Origin of the sequence: Paenibacillus etheri (genome assembly GCF_001012825.1) — a bacterium.
Classification (GTDB): Bacteria; Bacillota; Bacilli; order Paenibacillales; family Paenibacillaceae; genus Paenibacillus_AQ; species Paenibacillus_AQ etheri.
This window is the reverse complement of record NZ_LCZJ02000001.1, coordinates 45,962-62,402: the sequence shown is the minus strand read 5'-3', so window position 1 is coordinate 62,402 and position 16,441 is coordinate 45,962. Positions and strand designations below refer to the sequence as shown.

Annotated in this window: 17 protein-coding genes; all 17 read right to left on the bottom strand. The window is 45.5% G+C overall.

Features of this window, described 5'->3' with window-relative positions:
• Positions 1-242: 242 nt before the first annotated feature.
• The 17 genes from lysS to nadA all read right to left on the bottom strand — a co-directional run bounded on the left by lysS (position 243) and on the right by nadA (position 16,399).
• Entirely contained in the window at positions 243-1,763 is a 1,521-nt protein-coding gene (gene lysS / locus UQ64_RS00320; protein ID WP_209445668.1) for a lysine--tRNA ligase, read from the bottom strand.
• 156 nt (positions 1,764-1,919) lie between these two features.
• Positions 1,920-2,399: a transcription elongation factor GreA gene (greA, locus tag UQ64_RS00315; protein WP_042183910.1), complete on the bottom strand. Its 480-nt coding sequence runs from the start codon at positions 2,397-2,399 to the stop codon at positions 1,920-1,922.
• Positions 2,400-2,599: 200 nt separating this feature from the next.
• The gene (gene dusB / locus UQ64_RS00310) at positions 2,600-3,616 is read right to left on the bottom strand and encodes a tRNA dihydrouridine synthase DusB (RefSeq protein ID WP_060621478.1); all 1,017 of its coding nucleotides are present in this window, start codon (positions 3,614-3,616) and stop codon (positions 2,600-2,602) included.
• A 40-nt stretch (positions 3,617-3,656) separates the two neighbouring features.
• A complete protein-coding gene (locus UQ64_RS29765) occupies positions 3,657-3,851 on the bottom strand; it encodes a helix-turn-helix domain-containing protein (protein ID WP_342447554.1) in 195 nt (64 codons plus the stop codon).
• Positions 3,818-4,369 (bottom strand): 2-amino-4-hydroxy-6-hydroxymethyldihydropteridine diphosphokinase, encoded by a 552-nt coding sequence (folK, locus tag UQ64_RS00305; RefSeq protein WP_060621476.1) that lies wholly within the window; start codon positions 4,367-4,369, stop codon positions 3,818-3,820. The genes UQ64_RS29765 and folK overlap by 34 nt, the downstream gene beginning before the upstream one ends.
• Before the next feature lie 11 nt (positions 4,370-4,380).
• On the bottom strand, positions 4,381-4,743 hold the full coding sequence (folB, locus tag UQ64_RS00300; RefSeq protein ID WP_060621474.1) for a dihydroneopterin aldolase: 363 nt from the start codon (positions 4,741-4,743) through the stop codon (positions 4,381-4,383).
• 30 nt (positions 4,744-4,773) lie between these two features.
• Entirely contained in the window at positions 4,774-5,631 is an 858-nt protein-coding gene (gene folP / locus UQ64_RS00295; protein ID WP_060621472.1) for a dihydropteroate synthase, read from the bottom strand.
• Complete coding sequence (locus tag UQ64_RS00290) at positions 5,628-6,509, bottom strand: aminotransferase class IV (RefSeq protein ID WP_060621470.1); 882 nt, start codon at positions 6,507-6,509, stop codon at positions 5,628-5,630. The genes folP and UQ64_RS00290 overlap by 4 nt, the downstream gene beginning before the upstream one ends.
• Positions 6,506-7,087: an aminodeoxychorismate/anthranilate synthase component II gene (pabA, locus tag UQ64_RS00285; protein WP_042123170.1), complete on the bottom strand. Its 582-nt coding sequence runs from the start codon at positions 7,085-7,087 to the stop codon at positions 6,506-6,508. The genes UQ64_RS00290 and pabA overlap by 4 nt, the downstream gene beginning before the upstream one ends.
• The gene (locus UQ64_RS00280; protein WP_060621468.1) at positions 7,084-8,691 is read right to left on the bottom strand and encodes an anthranilate synthase component I family protein; all 1,608 of its coding nucleotides are present in this window, start codon (positions 8,689-8,691) and stop codon (positions 7,084-7,086) included. Before UQ64_RS00280 ends, pabA begins: the two co-directional genes overlap by 4 nt.
• 485 nt (positions 8,692-9,176) lie before the next feature.
• Positions 9,177-10,115 (bottom strand): cysteine synthase A, encoded by a 939-nt coding sequence (gene cysK, locus UQ64_RS00275; RefSeq protein ID WP_060621465.1) that lies wholly within the window; start codon positions 10,113-10,115, stop codon positions 9,177-9,179.
• A 174-nt stretch (positions 10,116-10,289) separates the two neighbouring features.
• Positions 10,290-11,234 (bottom strand): peptidylprolyl isomerase, encoded by a 945-nt coding sequence (locus UQ64_RS00270; RefSeq protein WP_082650917.1) that lies wholly within the window; start codon positions 11,232-11,234, stop codon positions 10,290-10,292.
• A gap of 9 nt (positions 11,235-11,243) precedes the next feature.
• Positions 11,244-12,128, bottom strand: coding sequence for an Hsp33 family molecular chaperone HslO (hslO, locus tag UQ64_RS00265; RefSeq protein WP_036678742.1), 885 nt, complete (start codon positions 12,126-12,128; stop codon positions 11,244-11,246).
• A gap of 47 nt (positions 12,129-12,175) precedes the next feature.
• Positions 12,176-12,943, bottom strand: coding sequence for a type III pantothenate kinase (locus UQ64_RS00260; protein WP_060621463.1), 768 nt, complete (start codon positions 12,941-12,943; stop codon positions 12,176-12,178).
• Positions 12,940-13,815, bottom strand: coding sequence for a carboxylating nicotinate-nucleotide diphosphorylase (gene nadC / locus UQ64_RS00255; protein ID WP_060621462.1), 876 nt, complete (start codon positions 13,813-13,815; stop codon positions 12,940-12,942). Before nadC ends, UQ64_RS00260 begins: the two co-directional genes overlap by 4 nt.
• Positions 13,805-15,421, bottom strand: a complete 1,617-nt coding sequence (gene nadB, locus UQ64_RS00250) for an L-aspartate oxidase (RefSeq protein ID WP_060621460.1) — start codon at positions 15,419-15,421, stop codon at positions 13,805-13,807. Before nadB ends, nadC begins: the two co-directional genes overlap by 11 nt.
• A 39-nt stretch (positions 15,422-15,460) precedes the next feature.
• Positions 15,461-16,399: a quinolinate synthase NadA gene (nadA, locus tag UQ64_RS00245; protein WP_042183878.1), complete on the bottom strand. Its 939-nt coding sequence runs from the start codon at positions 16,397-16,399 to the stop codon at positions 15,461-15,463.
• Positions 16,400-16,441: the final 42 nt, after the last annotated feature.

Genomic DNA, 16,441 nt, shown 5'->3' with positions numbered 1-16,441 from the left:
TCATGTTCGGCTATTTAATGTCAAGCTCTTTTTTAACTTCTTTTTCGAGCTCGGCATGTGTATTTCTTGGCCGGACTTAGAATATATCATGTATAGAGTTTCATTGCAACACTTTTTTTTCAAATAGATTAGTATGAAGCTATATATCCTCAAAACAGTACCAGGACCCTTACCTTCTGATCAACAGTAGCCAAGGAGAACCGCCGCTAGACAGCTCCCCTGTGCTCATTGTTGTATAAATACTATTCGTTTGTACGGTTACGCATATGCGGAAACAGCAGTACATCACGAATAGATGCCGAATTGGTAAGCAACATGATCAAACGGTCTACACCGATTCCCAGTCCACCCGTAGGAGGCATACCATATTCCAAAGCACGGATGAAGTCATCGTCCATTTCATGAGCTTCGTCATTACCTTGCTCTTTCTCCTGGATTTGCGCTTCAAAGCGTTGACGCTGGTCGATCGGATCATTCAATTCACTAAATGCATTCGCATGCTCACGACCCACAATAAACAATTCAAAACGATCGGTGAAGCGTGGATCCTCATCATTTTTCTTAGCGAGTGGTGAGATTTCAACCGGATGTCCCATTACAAAGGTCGGCTGAATCAGCGTTTCCTCTACAAATTGCTCGAAGAAAGCATTAAGAATATGACCGAAAGACATGTGCTTCTCTACAGGTACACGGTGCTCTTTAGCCAGAGCCTGTGCTTCCTCATCTGTCATATGAACACTGAAATCAACACCAGTTACTTCTTTAACGGCATCAACCATAGTTACACGGCGCCATCCTGGTGACAGATCTACCGGCTTACCTTGATAGTCGACCTGTTGAGTTCCTAATACCTCTTGGGCAATATGAGCGATCATATTCTCCGTAAGGTTCATGATGTCCTTGTAATCAGCATAGGCTTCATACAGCTCAATCATAGTAAACTCAGGATTGTGACGAGTCGAGATGCCTTCGTTACGATAGACGCGACCGATTTCGTATACTTTTTCCAGTCCACCAACTATAAGACGTTTCAAATGAAGCTCAATAGCAATCCGCATATACAACTGCATTTCAAGCGTGTTGTGGTAAGTGATGAACGGACGCGCAGCAGCTCCACCGGCAATCGCATGAAGTGTAGGTGTTTCAACTTCAAGATAGCCAAGTGAATCCAAATAACGACGCATCGATTGAATGATTCTTGAACGAGCAATAAAAGTCTGTTGAACTTCCGGATTAATAATCAAGTCAACATAGCGCTGACGGTAACGCAGCTCAACATCTTTAAGACCATGATATTTCTCAGGAAGTGGCAACAAGGACTTGGACAAGACTTCGAGATTATGCACTTTGATGGAGGTCTCACCTGTTTTGGTTTTGAATACTGTTCCGCGAACGCCGATGATATCTCCTAGATCGAGAACATTGAACGCTACGTATTGCGTTTCAGGAATGCTGTCTTGACGAACATAAAGCTGAATTCTTCCACTAAGGTCTTGAATATGCGCAAAACTGGCTTTACCCATAACACGTTTTGCCATAATACGACCCGCTATGCTGACTTCAACGGATAGCTCGTCCAATTCTTCTTTAGAAAGTCCATCATACTTCGATACTAGATCGCCAGCGTTAGCTGTACGCTCATACTTTTTGCCGAAAGGATCGATTCCAAGTCCTCTTAGCTCGTCCAATTTGGCACGGCGGATTTGCAAAAGCTCACTAAGTTCGTTCTCTGCATTCTCCACATTATTCATTTCCTCGGTCATGCTATTCATCCCCTTGCAGATATAAATCCCTTATATTTTGAAAAAAAGCTTCCCTAAGGAAGCTTTCCCAAACAATGTTCCCTTATCTGCCTGCATACAACAAAACTACTTATACATTCGGCAGCACATCTATTTACAGACCATATGATCTGTACACTACTTCATTCTGATATCGAGAATTTTATATTGAATAACGCCTGCAGGTGTATTAACATCAACAATCGTGCCTATTTTCTTCCCGATGATGGCTTTGCCTACTGGACTTTCGTTGGAGATCTTATTATTCAATGGATCGGACTCCGCTGTACCTACGATCGTGTATTCCATAGTGTCACCATATTCCAAATCTTCAACACTTACAGTAACACCGATACTTACCACATCAGTAACGATCTCGTCGCTATTAATGATGCGCGCGTTGCGAAGCATCTTCTCCAAGGTGATAACGCGTCCTTCGATAAAAGCCTGCTCATTCTTCGCGTCTTCATACTCCGAGTTCTCACTGATATCTCCGTAGCCAATCGCTACCTTAATCCGTTCAGCAACCTCGCGGCGTTTCACAGATTTGAGGAATTCCAGCTCATCTTCCAGACGCTTTAGCCCGTCCGGCGTAAGGATGACTTCTTTATCGCTCATCTCAACCGATTCTCCTGTCGTATACATTTATTGAAAACACCATACTATATGCTAATCTAGGAGGATAAGAACCCTCCCTGCTGCATTGCTCTTACTGTAACGGCGATTTTATACTGTGAAATTATATTGGAACCGCTACAAAATGTCAATGACACCACATATAAAGTGGGATGTGTTCAAAATCGTTAGGAAAATAACGTTTATACTGCGGAAGCAGACATTTCATTACCCTTATTCTCTTCTTCATGCTGTAGTTGAACAACAAAATCATTCAAAATCTTCACCATTCCATCACGTTCTGTCTCTAACATGAGCACATCCTTCACTCGTGCAGCAGACTTCAGGCCTTTTAAATACCAAGCCATATGCTTACGCATCTCCCGAACAGCTACGGCTTCTCCCTTAAGAGCAACCAGCCGATCCATATGAAGAATGGCAACCTTAATTTTCTCTTCTAACCCTGGCTCAGGCATCAGTTCCCCGGTGTTTAAATACTGAATCGTACGATACAGCATCCATGGGTTACCTAGCGCACCACGCCCGATCATCACGCCATCACAGCCGGTCTGGTCAAGCATAGCCCGAGCATCTTCAGGTGTATTGACATCACCATTGCCGATAACCGGAATGGAGACCGCTTCTTTTGCCATCTTGATATAATTCCAATCCGCACGCCCCGTGTAGAGTTGCTCCCGTGTTCGTCCATGTACACTGACAGCCTTGCCACCGGCACGTTCTACTGCACGTGCATTATCTTCGACAAAAATATGCTCGCTATCCCAGCCAATCCGCATCTTTACAGTTACGGGTTTATCAACAACATCGACAACCGCGGATACCATTTCATAGATTTTGTCGGGATTCAAAAGCCAGCGGGCTCCCGCATCACATTTTGTTACTTTAGGCACCGGGCAGCCCATATTGATATCGATAATATCAGCATTGGTTTCTTTATCAACTACTTTTGCCGCCTGCACCAGTGACTCTCTATCTCCACCAAAAATCTGCAAACTAAGTGGTTTTTCCCGTTCATCCACGAACAACATTTCGCGAGTACGCGTATTTCCGTGAATAATAGCCTTGTCGCTCACCATTTCTGCACAGACTAAACCTGTACCAAACTCTTTAGCGATTAGACGAAAGGCCGGATTGCACACCCCAGCCATAGGTGCCAGAACAACTTGATTTTTCATTTCAATGTCGCCAATCTTCAGCATTCGTATCACTTCCATTAATCCTATTTGAATTCCTTATAAATTATGAGTTAGGGTTTACCAATTCATCGGTTGTAACCCCTAGGACATTCGCGATTTTATCTAAAATTTGATCTTCTAAATGTCTATTGCCTCTCTCAACTGCGCCAAGCACAGCCAAGGAAACTCCAGTGAGATCCGCAAGTTCCTGTTGAGTAAAGCCTTTTAGCTTGCGGAATGCCCTGATCCTCCGTCCCATACGCTTGTTGTCCACAACCGAATTCCTTCCTTCCCGTCTATGTCTTGAAGCACTGCTGTAATCAACTTGCGGAGTCCGGAAGACTGTTCATTCTGTGGAACGATATCACTGAGCGGAAGCATTACAAATGCACGCTCAAACATACGCGGATGCGGTAACGTTAAATGCGGAGTATCAAGTGTCTGGCCCTCTACCCACAATAAATCTAGATCTACCGTTCTCGGTCCATAGCGAATATCCCGGATACGACCCAGCTGCGTTTCGATCCCCAGCATTACTCCCAGCAAAGTCTCTGGCGCAAGCGTCGTGCGCAAAGCTGCTGCCATATTAAGAAACTGCGGCTGATCTAAATAACCTACTGGCTCTGTCTCGTAGACTTTGGAGCAGCGAACTACCGATATTTCATCATGATTATTCAGTCTGTTCAAAGCCTCTGACAGCGTGCCCTCACGGTCGCCCAAATTAGCCCCTAAAGCAATATAAGCCTCTGATTCTTCAGAGGTGGAATGTATATTCATGGACTTTGTTCTCACTTTCTAGTTCTGCGCAGCTCCACAGTCACTCCCTGAAAATGAATGTCGAATGGCGGATGCGGTTTAGTTACCTTTACCGTTACTGCATTGATAACAGTATAAGTGTCCAGTATGGAGGATGCAATATATTCTGCCAGAGCTTCGATCAACTTAAAGGATTTTATTTCGACAATGTTTTTGACCAGTTCATGCACTTCAGCATAGTTTACAGTTTGGTTCAAATCATCGTTCTGGCCCGCTCCCTGCAGATCGAGTTCTAGCTCCAAATCAATGTAAAAACGTTGACCCAGCTTACGCTCCTCTTCAAACACACCATGATATCCGTAATATTCCATTCGATGCAGCGTCATTTTATCCATCTTTAAACCCGCCCTTTTTGTAAAATATCTTTATTCACGCACCAATGGAGGTGCAGCATACAACATGGCATCACACATCTTGACCGTTCGTTTTATTAGGGACACATCATGCACACGTACGATCTGGCAGCCCTGAGCAATGCCAAAGGCTACCGTAGCTGCGGTACCTTCCACAACATCATCAGAGGGCAAATCGAGTACCGTTCGAATGAATTTTTTGCGTGAAGTCGCCAGTAATAATGGATAACCAAACTCAGTCAATCCGTCCAAAAGCATCATTGCCTGCAAATTTTCATTAAAATCCTTAGCAAAGCCGATCCCTGGATCCAAGATGATATTGGCTGGCTTCACTCCTGCGGCTAAAGCAAGATCAATACTTTCCTTAAGATCTGCCGACATATCCGCACTTAGATTCGTATACTCACGGTCCTGTCGGTTATGCATCAAAATAATGGGACAGTCTGCAGCAGCTGCCACTGCCGCCATTTCCGGATCAGCCTTACAGCCCCATATATCATTAATGATATGGGCACCAGCAGCAATAGCTTGGCGTGCCACTTCAGCTTTGTAGGTATCTATAGATAACGGAATATGCGGTGCCGCCCGATGAATACTCTCGATGACAGGCAATACACGAGCTAATTCCTCTTCAAGCCCCACAGGTTTATGACCAGGACGGGTAGATTCTCCACCAATATCTATAATATCAGCACCGTCCGCGGCCATTTGTAGCGCATGTTCTACCGCTTTGTCCGGATCATCCCAAAGTCCTCCATCTGAAAAAGAATCCGGGGTTACATTCAGGATGCCCATAATCAGCGTTCGATTTCCCAATTGCAAATCTGTATTTCCACAGCGGTATGTCCGCTTGAATATGGCTGGTCTCATTTCGATATTCCCGTCCTTTCTCTATAGAATGAAATCAAATCCAAAGTCATTCTGCCGCAAAGGCCATCGCCTACGGTAAATCTTTTCTCTTTTTCCCAAAGCGTTGTGACTGGAACAATTTCTTGTACGGAATTGGTAAGAAATACTTCGTCGGCTACTTTCAACTGCTCCCAATGATATGCGCCCTCTTCTACCCTAATTCCAGCACTACGGGCCAGCTCCATTACCATTTCCCGGGTAATTCCCGGTAGAATCCCAGTTGAGATATCTGGAGTGTGAAGAATATTATTTTTTATAAAAAAGATGTTGCTGACAATGCCCTCTGCTATGATCTCTTGTGCAGTCAACATCAGTCCTTCAGCACCTTTCGCCGCAGAGGCATAACCTCTAAGCTCACGCTTGGCCAAAATATTATTCATATAATGCAGAGACTTGAATCGCACTGCTCCCTCTGGAGTGTTGCGCCGTAAGGATAACAGTTGCAGGTCTTTGCCTTCGATATATATCTTTTCGGATACTTTCGGCAGCGCTTTGATGTACAGCAAATGATTGGGTTCGCAATAATCGCCCGCAGGTAATCCGAGAATATCCTCACCAGCGGTCACGGTATAGCGTATATAAGCTTCTTTTAATTCATTTTTGTCCATAACACGCTGAATCCACTCCTGCAGCTGTTCAACATCTTGCGTAAATGGAATACCAAGCTCCTTGCACCCCTCGGCCATACGCTTCAAATGACGCTCCAGCAGAAAAGGCACTCCCCCGTACGTCCGAAAGGTCTCGAACAATCCTATACCGTATAAAAAGCCGTGATCCAGGGCGGAAACCACGGCTTGTCGTGCATCAATGACACCATTGTTAAATCCTATATATTTCATGCCGTTTCTCCGGCTCTCCGTTTCAAGAAATTACGTAGCATCGTATGACCATGATCCGTAATAATCGATTCCGGGTGGAATTGCACACCTTCGATAGGGTATTCTTTATGGCGCAGTGCCATAATCTCCCCTTCTTCGGTCTCCGCTGTAATCTCCAGACAGTCCGGCAGACTCTCGCGCTCTACAATCAAAGAATGATATCGAGTTGCTGTAAAAGGAGACTCCAGACCTTCAAAAACCGAAGTGCCTTTATGATGAATCGGAGATGTCTTTCCATGCATCAAACGCTCTGCACGAATAACATTTCCACCAAATGCTTGGCCAATCGCCTGATGCCCAAGGCATACGCCGAAGATCGGAATAATACCTTTGAAATGATGCAACAATTCCAAACTGATCCCCGCTTCATTAGGTGTACATGGTCCTGGAGAAATTAGAATATGATCGGGAGCCATTTTTTCAATCTCTTCAATGGTAATTTCATCATTGCGGTGTACTTTAACCTCTTCCCCAAGTTCACCCAAATACTGTACGAGGTTATACGTAAAGGAATCATAATTATCGATGACCAAGATCACAGTGTTTCTCCCCCTTCGGCGCCGCTGGTAGATTGGGACTCCTGCTGTAATTCACTACAGAGGACTGCCTTTACTACCGCTTTGGCTTTATTATGGCATTCACGGAATTCACGGTACGGATCAGAGTCGATCACGATGCCCGCACCTGTCTGAATATATCCGACTCCATCCTTTACAGCCAGTGTTCTAATAATAATATTTAATTCCATATTTCCGTTATAGTCAATAAAGCCCATGGATCCTGTGTACGGCCCACGCCGAACCGGCTCCAGTTCTTCAATGATTTCCATGGTTCTTACTTTGGGCGCGCCTGTAATCGTTCCCCCTGGGAACAATGCTGCGATTACAGCATAAGCATCCTTATCCGGTGCGACCTGGCCCTCTACCTGCGAAACGAGATGCATCACATGAGAGTAGCGCTCCACCGTCATCAGCTCTGGCACGCTGACGGACCCGTATGCAGCGACACGTCCAATGTCGTTGCGCTCCAGATCGACAAGCATGATATGCTCGGCGATCTCTTTTTCGCTCCCGCGAAGCTCCGCCTCCATGGCGGCATCCTCCGCGGGAGTCAGGCCTCGGCGCCGGGTGCCGGCGATTGGCCGTGCGCTCACTTTGTCCCCATGCAGCTTGACGAGCAGCTCCGGTGAAGCGCTGGATAGCGCGAAGCCGGGCGACCGCAAGAGCCCCATGTACGGGGACGGATTGAGCTCGCGCAGCCATTCGTAAACATCCTCCGGCGAGGACTTCAGCTGCGCCTCCTGGCGCAGCGAGAGGTTCACTTGAAATACATCGCCTTGGCGGATGTATTCCTGAACGTCCAGCACAGCCTGCTGGAACTTCTCAGGCGTGAAGGCCGAGGTCATGCCCGGCCACTCTCCTGACGAAACCGTAAGAGGTTCAATGCTACCTACGGTTTGTTCGTTCAATCCTGAAGCTGTGGATATCAACTGCCACTGCTCTACCATTCGCCCGGCTTGCTCTATCCCCCCGAGATAAAGGTTTTGCAGTTCCTCCATCCCACATTCAACTGGAACCGGGACGTGAACAGCACAATAAAGCACATGCTCTTCGTGATCATAAATCCATACCTCATCCATCCTCATAAAGAGATAATCAGGAAAACCAGGATCATCTTGTGCGAGAGACGGTAAGCGCTCCAATGATCGAACCACATCGTACCCTAGAAATCCAATACATCCACCGGTGAATGGAGGAATGCCATGAACGTTTAGGCTTGGCGAGGTCAAACCTGACATCCATTGCTGTAGTAACTCCAGTGGTTGACCTAGTAGCGTTGTAATCTCATGTGAACCCTCATCAGCCGTATGACTCAACGATTCAGGAGAAAGGCTAAACACCTCAGCGCTTTCCCCCTTGCCCTTTAATATGGATAGAGGATTTAAACCTAAGTACGTATAGCGGCCACCCTTGCCACTCTCCAACACTACGGAGTATTCGGAAGCAAGTTCCCAGGCCTTCTTCCAGGACGCGGGCAATTCCCCCGCGCACTTGGGTGATTTTATAATCAAGGGGAACATGCTCCAGTCTTCAGCTGCCCATTGTTCCCACTCATTCCATGTCGTTATGATTTCCAAAGCCATCCTCCTAAAAGTTTTGTCTTGCATAATCCTACGGTTTAATCTTCGAGACAAAACTTACTTCGTAAGCATAAGCCTAGTTTTATGAAGCAAATACTTCTCTGAACTTACATCGCAATAAAACTTGCTTCGTAAGCATATGCTTGGTTTTGTCTAGCATAATCCTACGGTTTAATCTTCGGGACAAAACTCACTTCGTAAGCATTCGCTTTAGTTTTGTCTAACATTTAATTATTATTAATCATCAGTAGTATATTGCCTGTCAGTATACTGTACTTAAGGCATTATTGAAAAGCCCCCAGCTATAGGAAATTATTATGACTCTTGAGTTTTCAGTAAAACACATAGCATTTTTCAAAATTAATAAATTACCACATCTAAGTCGCCATATGTGCACAGACCTTTTGCCTTTTGATAAACGAAAAGAGTCTCCATCACCACCAGAAAAGTGGTATGAAGACTCTTGTAAATTACGTTATTGCAAACAATTACGCTTCGAAATTGTAAAGTGGTGTGCTCAGGTAACGTTCACCATTACTTGGGATGATGACAACTACCTTTTTGCCAGGGCCGAGGTCTTTAGCAACCTTTAGTGCCGCAAATACTGCTGCACCGGAAGATATACCAGACAAGACGCCTTCTTCTTTAGCTACACGACGTGCAGTTTCGAACGCTTCATCGTTCTCAACATGGATAATCTCATCATAAATGTCCTGGTTCAGGATTTCAGGAATGAAGTTTGCTCCGATACCCTGAATTTTGTGAGGGCCTGGTTTGCCTCCTGCCAAGATTGGAGAAGCAGCAGGTTCCACAGCATAGATCTTCACGTCAGGATATTTGCTCTTCAGCACTTCACCTGCACCAGTGATCGTTCCGCCTGTTCCGATACCTGCAATAAAAGCATCCAGTGGACCGCCAATGGATTCAATAGCTTCAATGATTTCAGGTCCAGTAGTTTCACGGTGGATCTTAACGTTCGCTTTATTCTTGAATTGCTCGGATGGGAAATAGCTTGGGTTCTCCTTCAGAATTTCGTCTGCTTTCTTAACCGCACCATTCATACCTTCCGATCCCGGGGTCAGCACCAATTCCGCTCCATATGCGCGAAGGAGATTACGGCGCTCCAAGCTCATTGTTTCCGGCATTACAATCACTGCTTTATAACCTTTAGCCGCAGCTACAAGCGCTAAGCCAATACCAGTGTTACCACTAGTTGCTTCTACAATTGTACCTCCTGGTTTCAGTAGACCTTCACGTTCAGCTTCTTCCACGATACTGATTGCGATACGGTCTTTTACACTTGATCCCGGATTCTGATATTCTAATTTCAAATAAATATCTGCGGAGCCTTCCTGTGCCAGACGATTCAAACGAACGAGCGGAGTACCTCCGATCAATTCTGTTACGTTGTTAACGACTTTAGCCATGAGCAAAAACCTCCTTAGAATGATAAATGCGATATAAGAACGTAAATTATGACTTTACTCTTCTGTATGTGGGTGCCTTTTACACAGTAATAACTGCTATAAAGGGGTGTAGATATTTGATCACCGTTAGTTATTTCCGACTAAAACGGTAGGTTTTACGTTAATATCATATTATCAATCTTGCAGGCCGTTGTCAATATTTATTGCCACATCATATCTTGTGCGCAAATCACTCTCCACTTGTTGTAGAGGGGGTGCTTGCTCCAAAGCCAGCTCTTGACGTATCAATGCCCGAATTTCCTTCTGGTCCGGAACTACTGGAGAGTGAATACTCTCTAGTCGAATGATAGCAAAGTCATCCTCTGCCTGAATCGGCCCCGCTATATCACCCGCATCCAAACTGGCAGCAGTCTTAAGCAGTCCTTCGGGCCAGAAAGGATCGTCTTCCTCTACCTTGCCCAAGCTGCCACCTCGCTGCCGACTCTCTGCATCAATGGACACTTCCCTAGCTAAATCAGCAAAATTCTCGCCCTGCTCCAAGCGATCCATTACTTGCTCGCCTTCATCATAAGTTGAAACCTTAATCATGGAGAGTTCCAATTCCCGTTTGGGAGTGAACCGCTCAGCATTTTGTTCTAAATAAGTATCGATATCAGCTTCCTTAATCGTAATACCATCAGTGGCTATCGCTTGTAAGGTCAGACGATAAGCCGTTTCTGCGAACACTTCCTGACGAGATAACCCGAGCTGAGACTGCATTTGTGCATAATACTGTTCTTCCGATCCGTATCCAACCATAGTTCGTGCAAGTTCTTGCTCAACCTCATTGTCTGTCACGGTAATCCCCAGAGCCTTTGCTTCCATCTCCACAACAATATGATTGAGCATTCCAACTAACACTTCATGGCCATGCTTTTTTTTGAGCTCATCCATCCACTGCTGATCCGTTATCGGTTGTCCGCCTGCAGTCGCTACATCCGGTGATTCATTGTCTGTTGTATCTCCTTTAAGTAGGGCCATGGCGCGCAAACTCCAGAATAATAGACCCCCGAGCATTAAAGTTGCAACAGCTAAAATAATAACCGTATTGCGAAGTGCACGTTCCTGTCTCGTCATCATCCCAATGCCCTACGAATTCGCTTGTTCTAAAATGACCTGTAAATCGTCCTTATTGAAAACATAAGCCTCATTGCAAAAATGGCATACGACTTCAGCCTGTTCATCTTCTGCAATTAATCTCTCCAGTTCATCCCGCCCTAAGCTAACCAATGTCTGCTCTACCCGCTCACGCGAACACTGACAAGCAAAGTTAATATCCAGTTCATCCATAACCACTGCATCCGGCAAAAGGTAGCGCAGCATTTCTTCTGGCTCCAGCCCCTGATCGAGAAGCGCTGTTACAGAAGGCATCGCCCCTACAGCTTTTTCAATCTCAGTAATCTCCGCATCTGTCAGACCAGGAAGAAGCTGAACAATAAACCCTCCAGCCACAATTACCGACTCATCGGTATCTACCAATACACCTAGGCCAACCGCAGCTGGAGTTTGCTCAGAAACCGCAAAATAATAAGTAAAATCATCGCCAAGCTCCCCGGAGATAATAGGAATACTACCTCGGTACGGCTCTTTCATGCCTAAATCTTTTATAACATCAATGAACCCTTCAGTTCCCACCGCTCCAGCTACATCCAGTTTCCCCATACTATTGCTCGGTAAATGAATGTGTGGATTATGCACATAACCACGCACTTCTCCCAATGCATTGGATTCTGCAACGATTTGTCCGATCGGTCCATTCCCTTTAACCATAATACTCAGCTTCTCACTACCCTTGAGCATAGCGCCCATCATGGCTGCAGCGGTAACTGTACGTCCCATTGCGGCTGTGGCCGTTGGATACGTATCATGTCTGCGTCTCAGTTCTTCAACCAATTCAGTTGTACGGACAGCAAACGCTCTCACTTTACCATTAAGAGCCGTGCCGCGGATTAGTCGATCCTTCTTTTTTTCCATTAGGTGCATAGCCCTCCTATCTCTTCGCCCTTTAGGCTTCTTTATCTTTATTGGTTGCGGTCATAAATAATTCGCAATCCTTCTAGTGTTAACATAGGATTTACTTCGTCGATACAATCCGTCTCACCCGCAATTAGCGAAGCGAGGCCTCCAGTAGAAATAACCTTCAGCTCCGGAGCGTTCATCTCGATTTTGATGCGCTTAACGATCCCCTCAACTTGGCCTGCATACCCGAAAATAATACCAGCTTGCATAGCGTGAACCGTATTACGTCCGATAACCTTTTTAGGCTTCTCTAGCTCAATTCGTGGCAGCTTCGATGCTCGCTGATATAGGGCCTCTGTAGAAATACCAAGACCCGGAACAATCGCTCCTCCGAGATAATTAGCTCCTGCATCGATACAGTCAAAGGTCGTAGCCGTACCAAAATCAACGACAACAAGCGGACATTTATATTGTTCAATCGCAGCCACAGCATTAACAATCCGGTCTGCGCCAATCTCACGCGGATTCTCATAGCGAAGATTAAGCCCCGTTTTTATCCCTGGACCCACGAGTAACGGATCTTTGCCTATATACTTTATACACATATCCACGATAGTCTTAACCAGGGGTGGAACTACCGAGGATATAATTACACCTTCCACATCTTTGACAGAGATCCCTGACATCTGAAAAAGATTGTGTATCATCACTCCATATTCATCCACGGTCGATTGGCGCGCAGTACTTAGCCGAAAGTGATGCAACAATTCGCGCTTTCTGTATACACCGAGAACAATATTGGTGTTACCGATATCAACAGCAAGCATCATGACGAAGAACCTTCCTTCTTGGCATTAAGGTCTAGACTAATATCCAGACTGGAGAAGGAGTACGTAAGACGTCCTACAGAAATCACATCCACACCCGTTTCTGCAATTCCACGAACCGTTTCTAGCGATACATTGCCGGAGGCCTCTGTCTTGACATGTGGAGCTTTGGCTTTAATCCTAGCCACGGCTTGCTTCATCATCTCGTTAGACATATTATCAAGCATAATAATATCAGCACCTGCTGCCAGTGCCTCTTCGACTTGCTCTAAATTCTCAGTCTCTACTTCAATGCTCATCGTATGTGGAATGTTCTTCCGAGCACGACTTACAGCCTGCCTAATACCACCGGCACCCTTGATATGATTGTCCTTGATCATAACCGCATCATATAGACCAAAGCGATGATTAAAGCCTCCACCAACACGGACTGCATATTTCTCCAGCATACGATGTCCTGGTGTAGTCTTACGTGTATCTACTAGACGAGTCGGTAATCCATCGAGCACCTGTACAAAAGATGCCGTACGTGATGCAACTCCTGAAAGACGCTGCATCAAGTTGAGTGCAAGCCGTTCACCTGTAAGAATTGCGTGTGTGCTTCCCTCCACCTCAATAATTACAGTCCCTTTTGTCACTGCTTGACCTTCTTCTACAAGGGCTGTAAAGCTAAGCGTAGGATCAACAATTTCAAAAACGAGCTCTGCAATGGGGATACCACAAATTACGCCGTCTTCCTTAGCATGAATAATCCCTTTAGATTCATGGCCGACAGGTATCGTCATCTGTGTTGTTACATCCCCGGAACCAACATCTTCCCGTAGCCAAGCCTTAATGGATTGTACTAGTTCTTCATTGTAACCATTAAACATCATCGCTTAATTCCTCCACTATTCCCAGATCGCGAATTTGAAGCAGGTGCTTACGCCACTGATCATCACTTCGCTGAGGGTAATCCTCACGGTAATGTGCCCCGCGACTCTCTTCCCGTGCTAGAGCAGACTCTGTCACGAGCAAACAGCAGGTCAGCATATTAGCGAACTCGTATTCCTCGCGTTTAGTCAGTACTGATCCAAAGATAGGTAGCTGCCGTTTCAACTCTTCTATTCCCTTAGACAAGGTCTCCTCATTACGTCGTAATCCAGCGTATCGAACCATTACCTTTTGTAGCTTCAAACGGCGTTCCACAATAGCTTGAGTTGGCGAATCAGCACGCCCTTCGCTGCTACTAACTGATAAAACGTCACGTCCAAGGGGGGATAATTTGCGAATACGCTCAATAATACGATGTCCAAAAACAACTGCCTCCGATAAAGAATTGCTAGCTAATCGATTAGCCCCATGTACACCTGTGGAAGATACCTCTCCGCAGGCAAACAATCGAGGGATCGTACTCTCCCCATTCAAATCGGTCTTAATCCCCCCCATCATATAATGCGCAGCAGGAGCCACTGGAATCCAATCACTTGTAATATCCAGTCCATAGCCCATACATGTCTCATGTATTGTAGGGAAACGATGCTTCACCATTTCTGGAGATTCATGCGTAATATCCAAATAGACAAACGTTGACTTAGTAAGCTCCATTTCACTTACAATAGCCCGAGCTACAATATCTCGCGGCGCCAGCTCAAGTAACTCATGATAACGCTCCATGAACCGCTCTCCATTAATATTGCGCAATACTGCCCCTTCCCCACGAACTGCTTCGGAGATTAGGAACCTAGGAGCCCCAGGGTAACTCAATGCTGTAGGATGAAATTGAATAAATTCCATATCTCGTATATGAGCGCCGGCTCGATAAGCAATAGCTACACCATCGCCTGTAGCTACTTCAGGGTTGGTAGTGTATCTAAATAATTGTCCTGCTCCTCCAGAGCACAAAATAGTCGCATCTCCTTGCAGGAATAACCGTCCGCCGCCGGGACGCTGCAACAATGCGCCTACACATTCTCCACCTTCAGTGATGAGGTCAATGACATAATGATCATCCCACACCTCAATGTTCTCATGTTCAGCTACCTGTTCAGCCAAAGCACGAACAATCTCATACCCTGTAGCATCTCCATTAGCATGCAAAATACGACGGTGGCTATGCGCTCCTTCCTGCGTCAAAGCCAGTACCCCATCTTCCTTATCAAAAAGAGTGCCTAAACGAATTAGCTCATGGACTCTATCTGGCCCTTCATTAACAAGTGCATCGACAGCTGTGGATGAGCAAAGACCTGCTCCAGCCATTAAGGTATCCTGCCGGTGGTAAGCAGGGGAATCATCCTCAGCTATTACAGCTGCGATCCCCCCCTGTGCATAGCGAGTATTACTTTCCATTACTGATTTCTTTGTGATCATTATGACACGCCGATCTTCACTAGCTTTAATAGCCGTGAACAATCCAGCAATCCCTGAACCGATAACAATACAATCTGTCTTTATTTTAGGAATATCCCGAAGATCAAAATCAACCAAATATTGTGGAATCATGACCGCTTTTCACCTGTTTCAACGAAAGAGTAGCGCATACTACCGGACTTGTAGCATGCGCTCTAGGGAAGTTCTGGCTTTGTCGGCGACAGCAGGCGGTACATAGATTTGTGGCTTCATCGTCTCCAGGCATTTCACCAGTTTTTTTAGATTGTTAACCTTCATATTAGGACAAACAAGAAATTTTGTAGCAAAATGGAATTCTTTATCCGGACTATCTTTACGCAGCTGATATCCTGTACCATCCTCAGTTCCAACGATAAATTGCTTACGGTCGGATTTCCGGCAATACTCGAGAATGGATGTGGTACTACCTACATAATCACCCATGGCCACTACTTCCGGACGACATTCTGGATGAACTACAAATTCTGCTTCTGGGTATTTCGCTCTCATTTCTACTACATCTTTAACAGTCAACATATCATGAGTGTTGCAATAGCCTTCCCAAATAATCAGTTTTTTGCCGGTCTGATCTTGTACGTATTGACCAAGATTCTTATCGGGTACCCAGATAATTTCTTCAGCATCGAGGGATTCGATTACTTTCACGGCATTGGCAGAAGTACAACAGATATCAGTTTCCGCTTTAATCTCTGCAGACGAGTTGATATAAGTAACCACTTTAGCATTTGGATGTTGTGCTTTAAGCTTACGCAAACCGTCTACATTGACCATATCAGCCATTGGGCAGCCTGCACGTTCATCAGGAATAAGGACGGTTTTGTTTGGGGCCAGAATTTTAGCGCTTTCCCCCATGAAATGAACACCGCAGAATACGATAACCTCTGCATCTGTCTCCGCAGCCTTCTGAGCGAGTAAAAAAGAGTCTCCCCGGAAATCGGCAACCTCCTGAATTTCATCACGTTGATAATAATGAGCTAAAATGATTGCGTTTCTTTCCTTTTTAAGCTGTTCAAGACGTATACGAAGTTCTCGATTCTGTTCCTGCTTGCGCTCAAGTGCCAGAGCTTCCACCGATTGTTCTCCCCCTTAAATCTTCGCGGCTTTCCGCCGGCG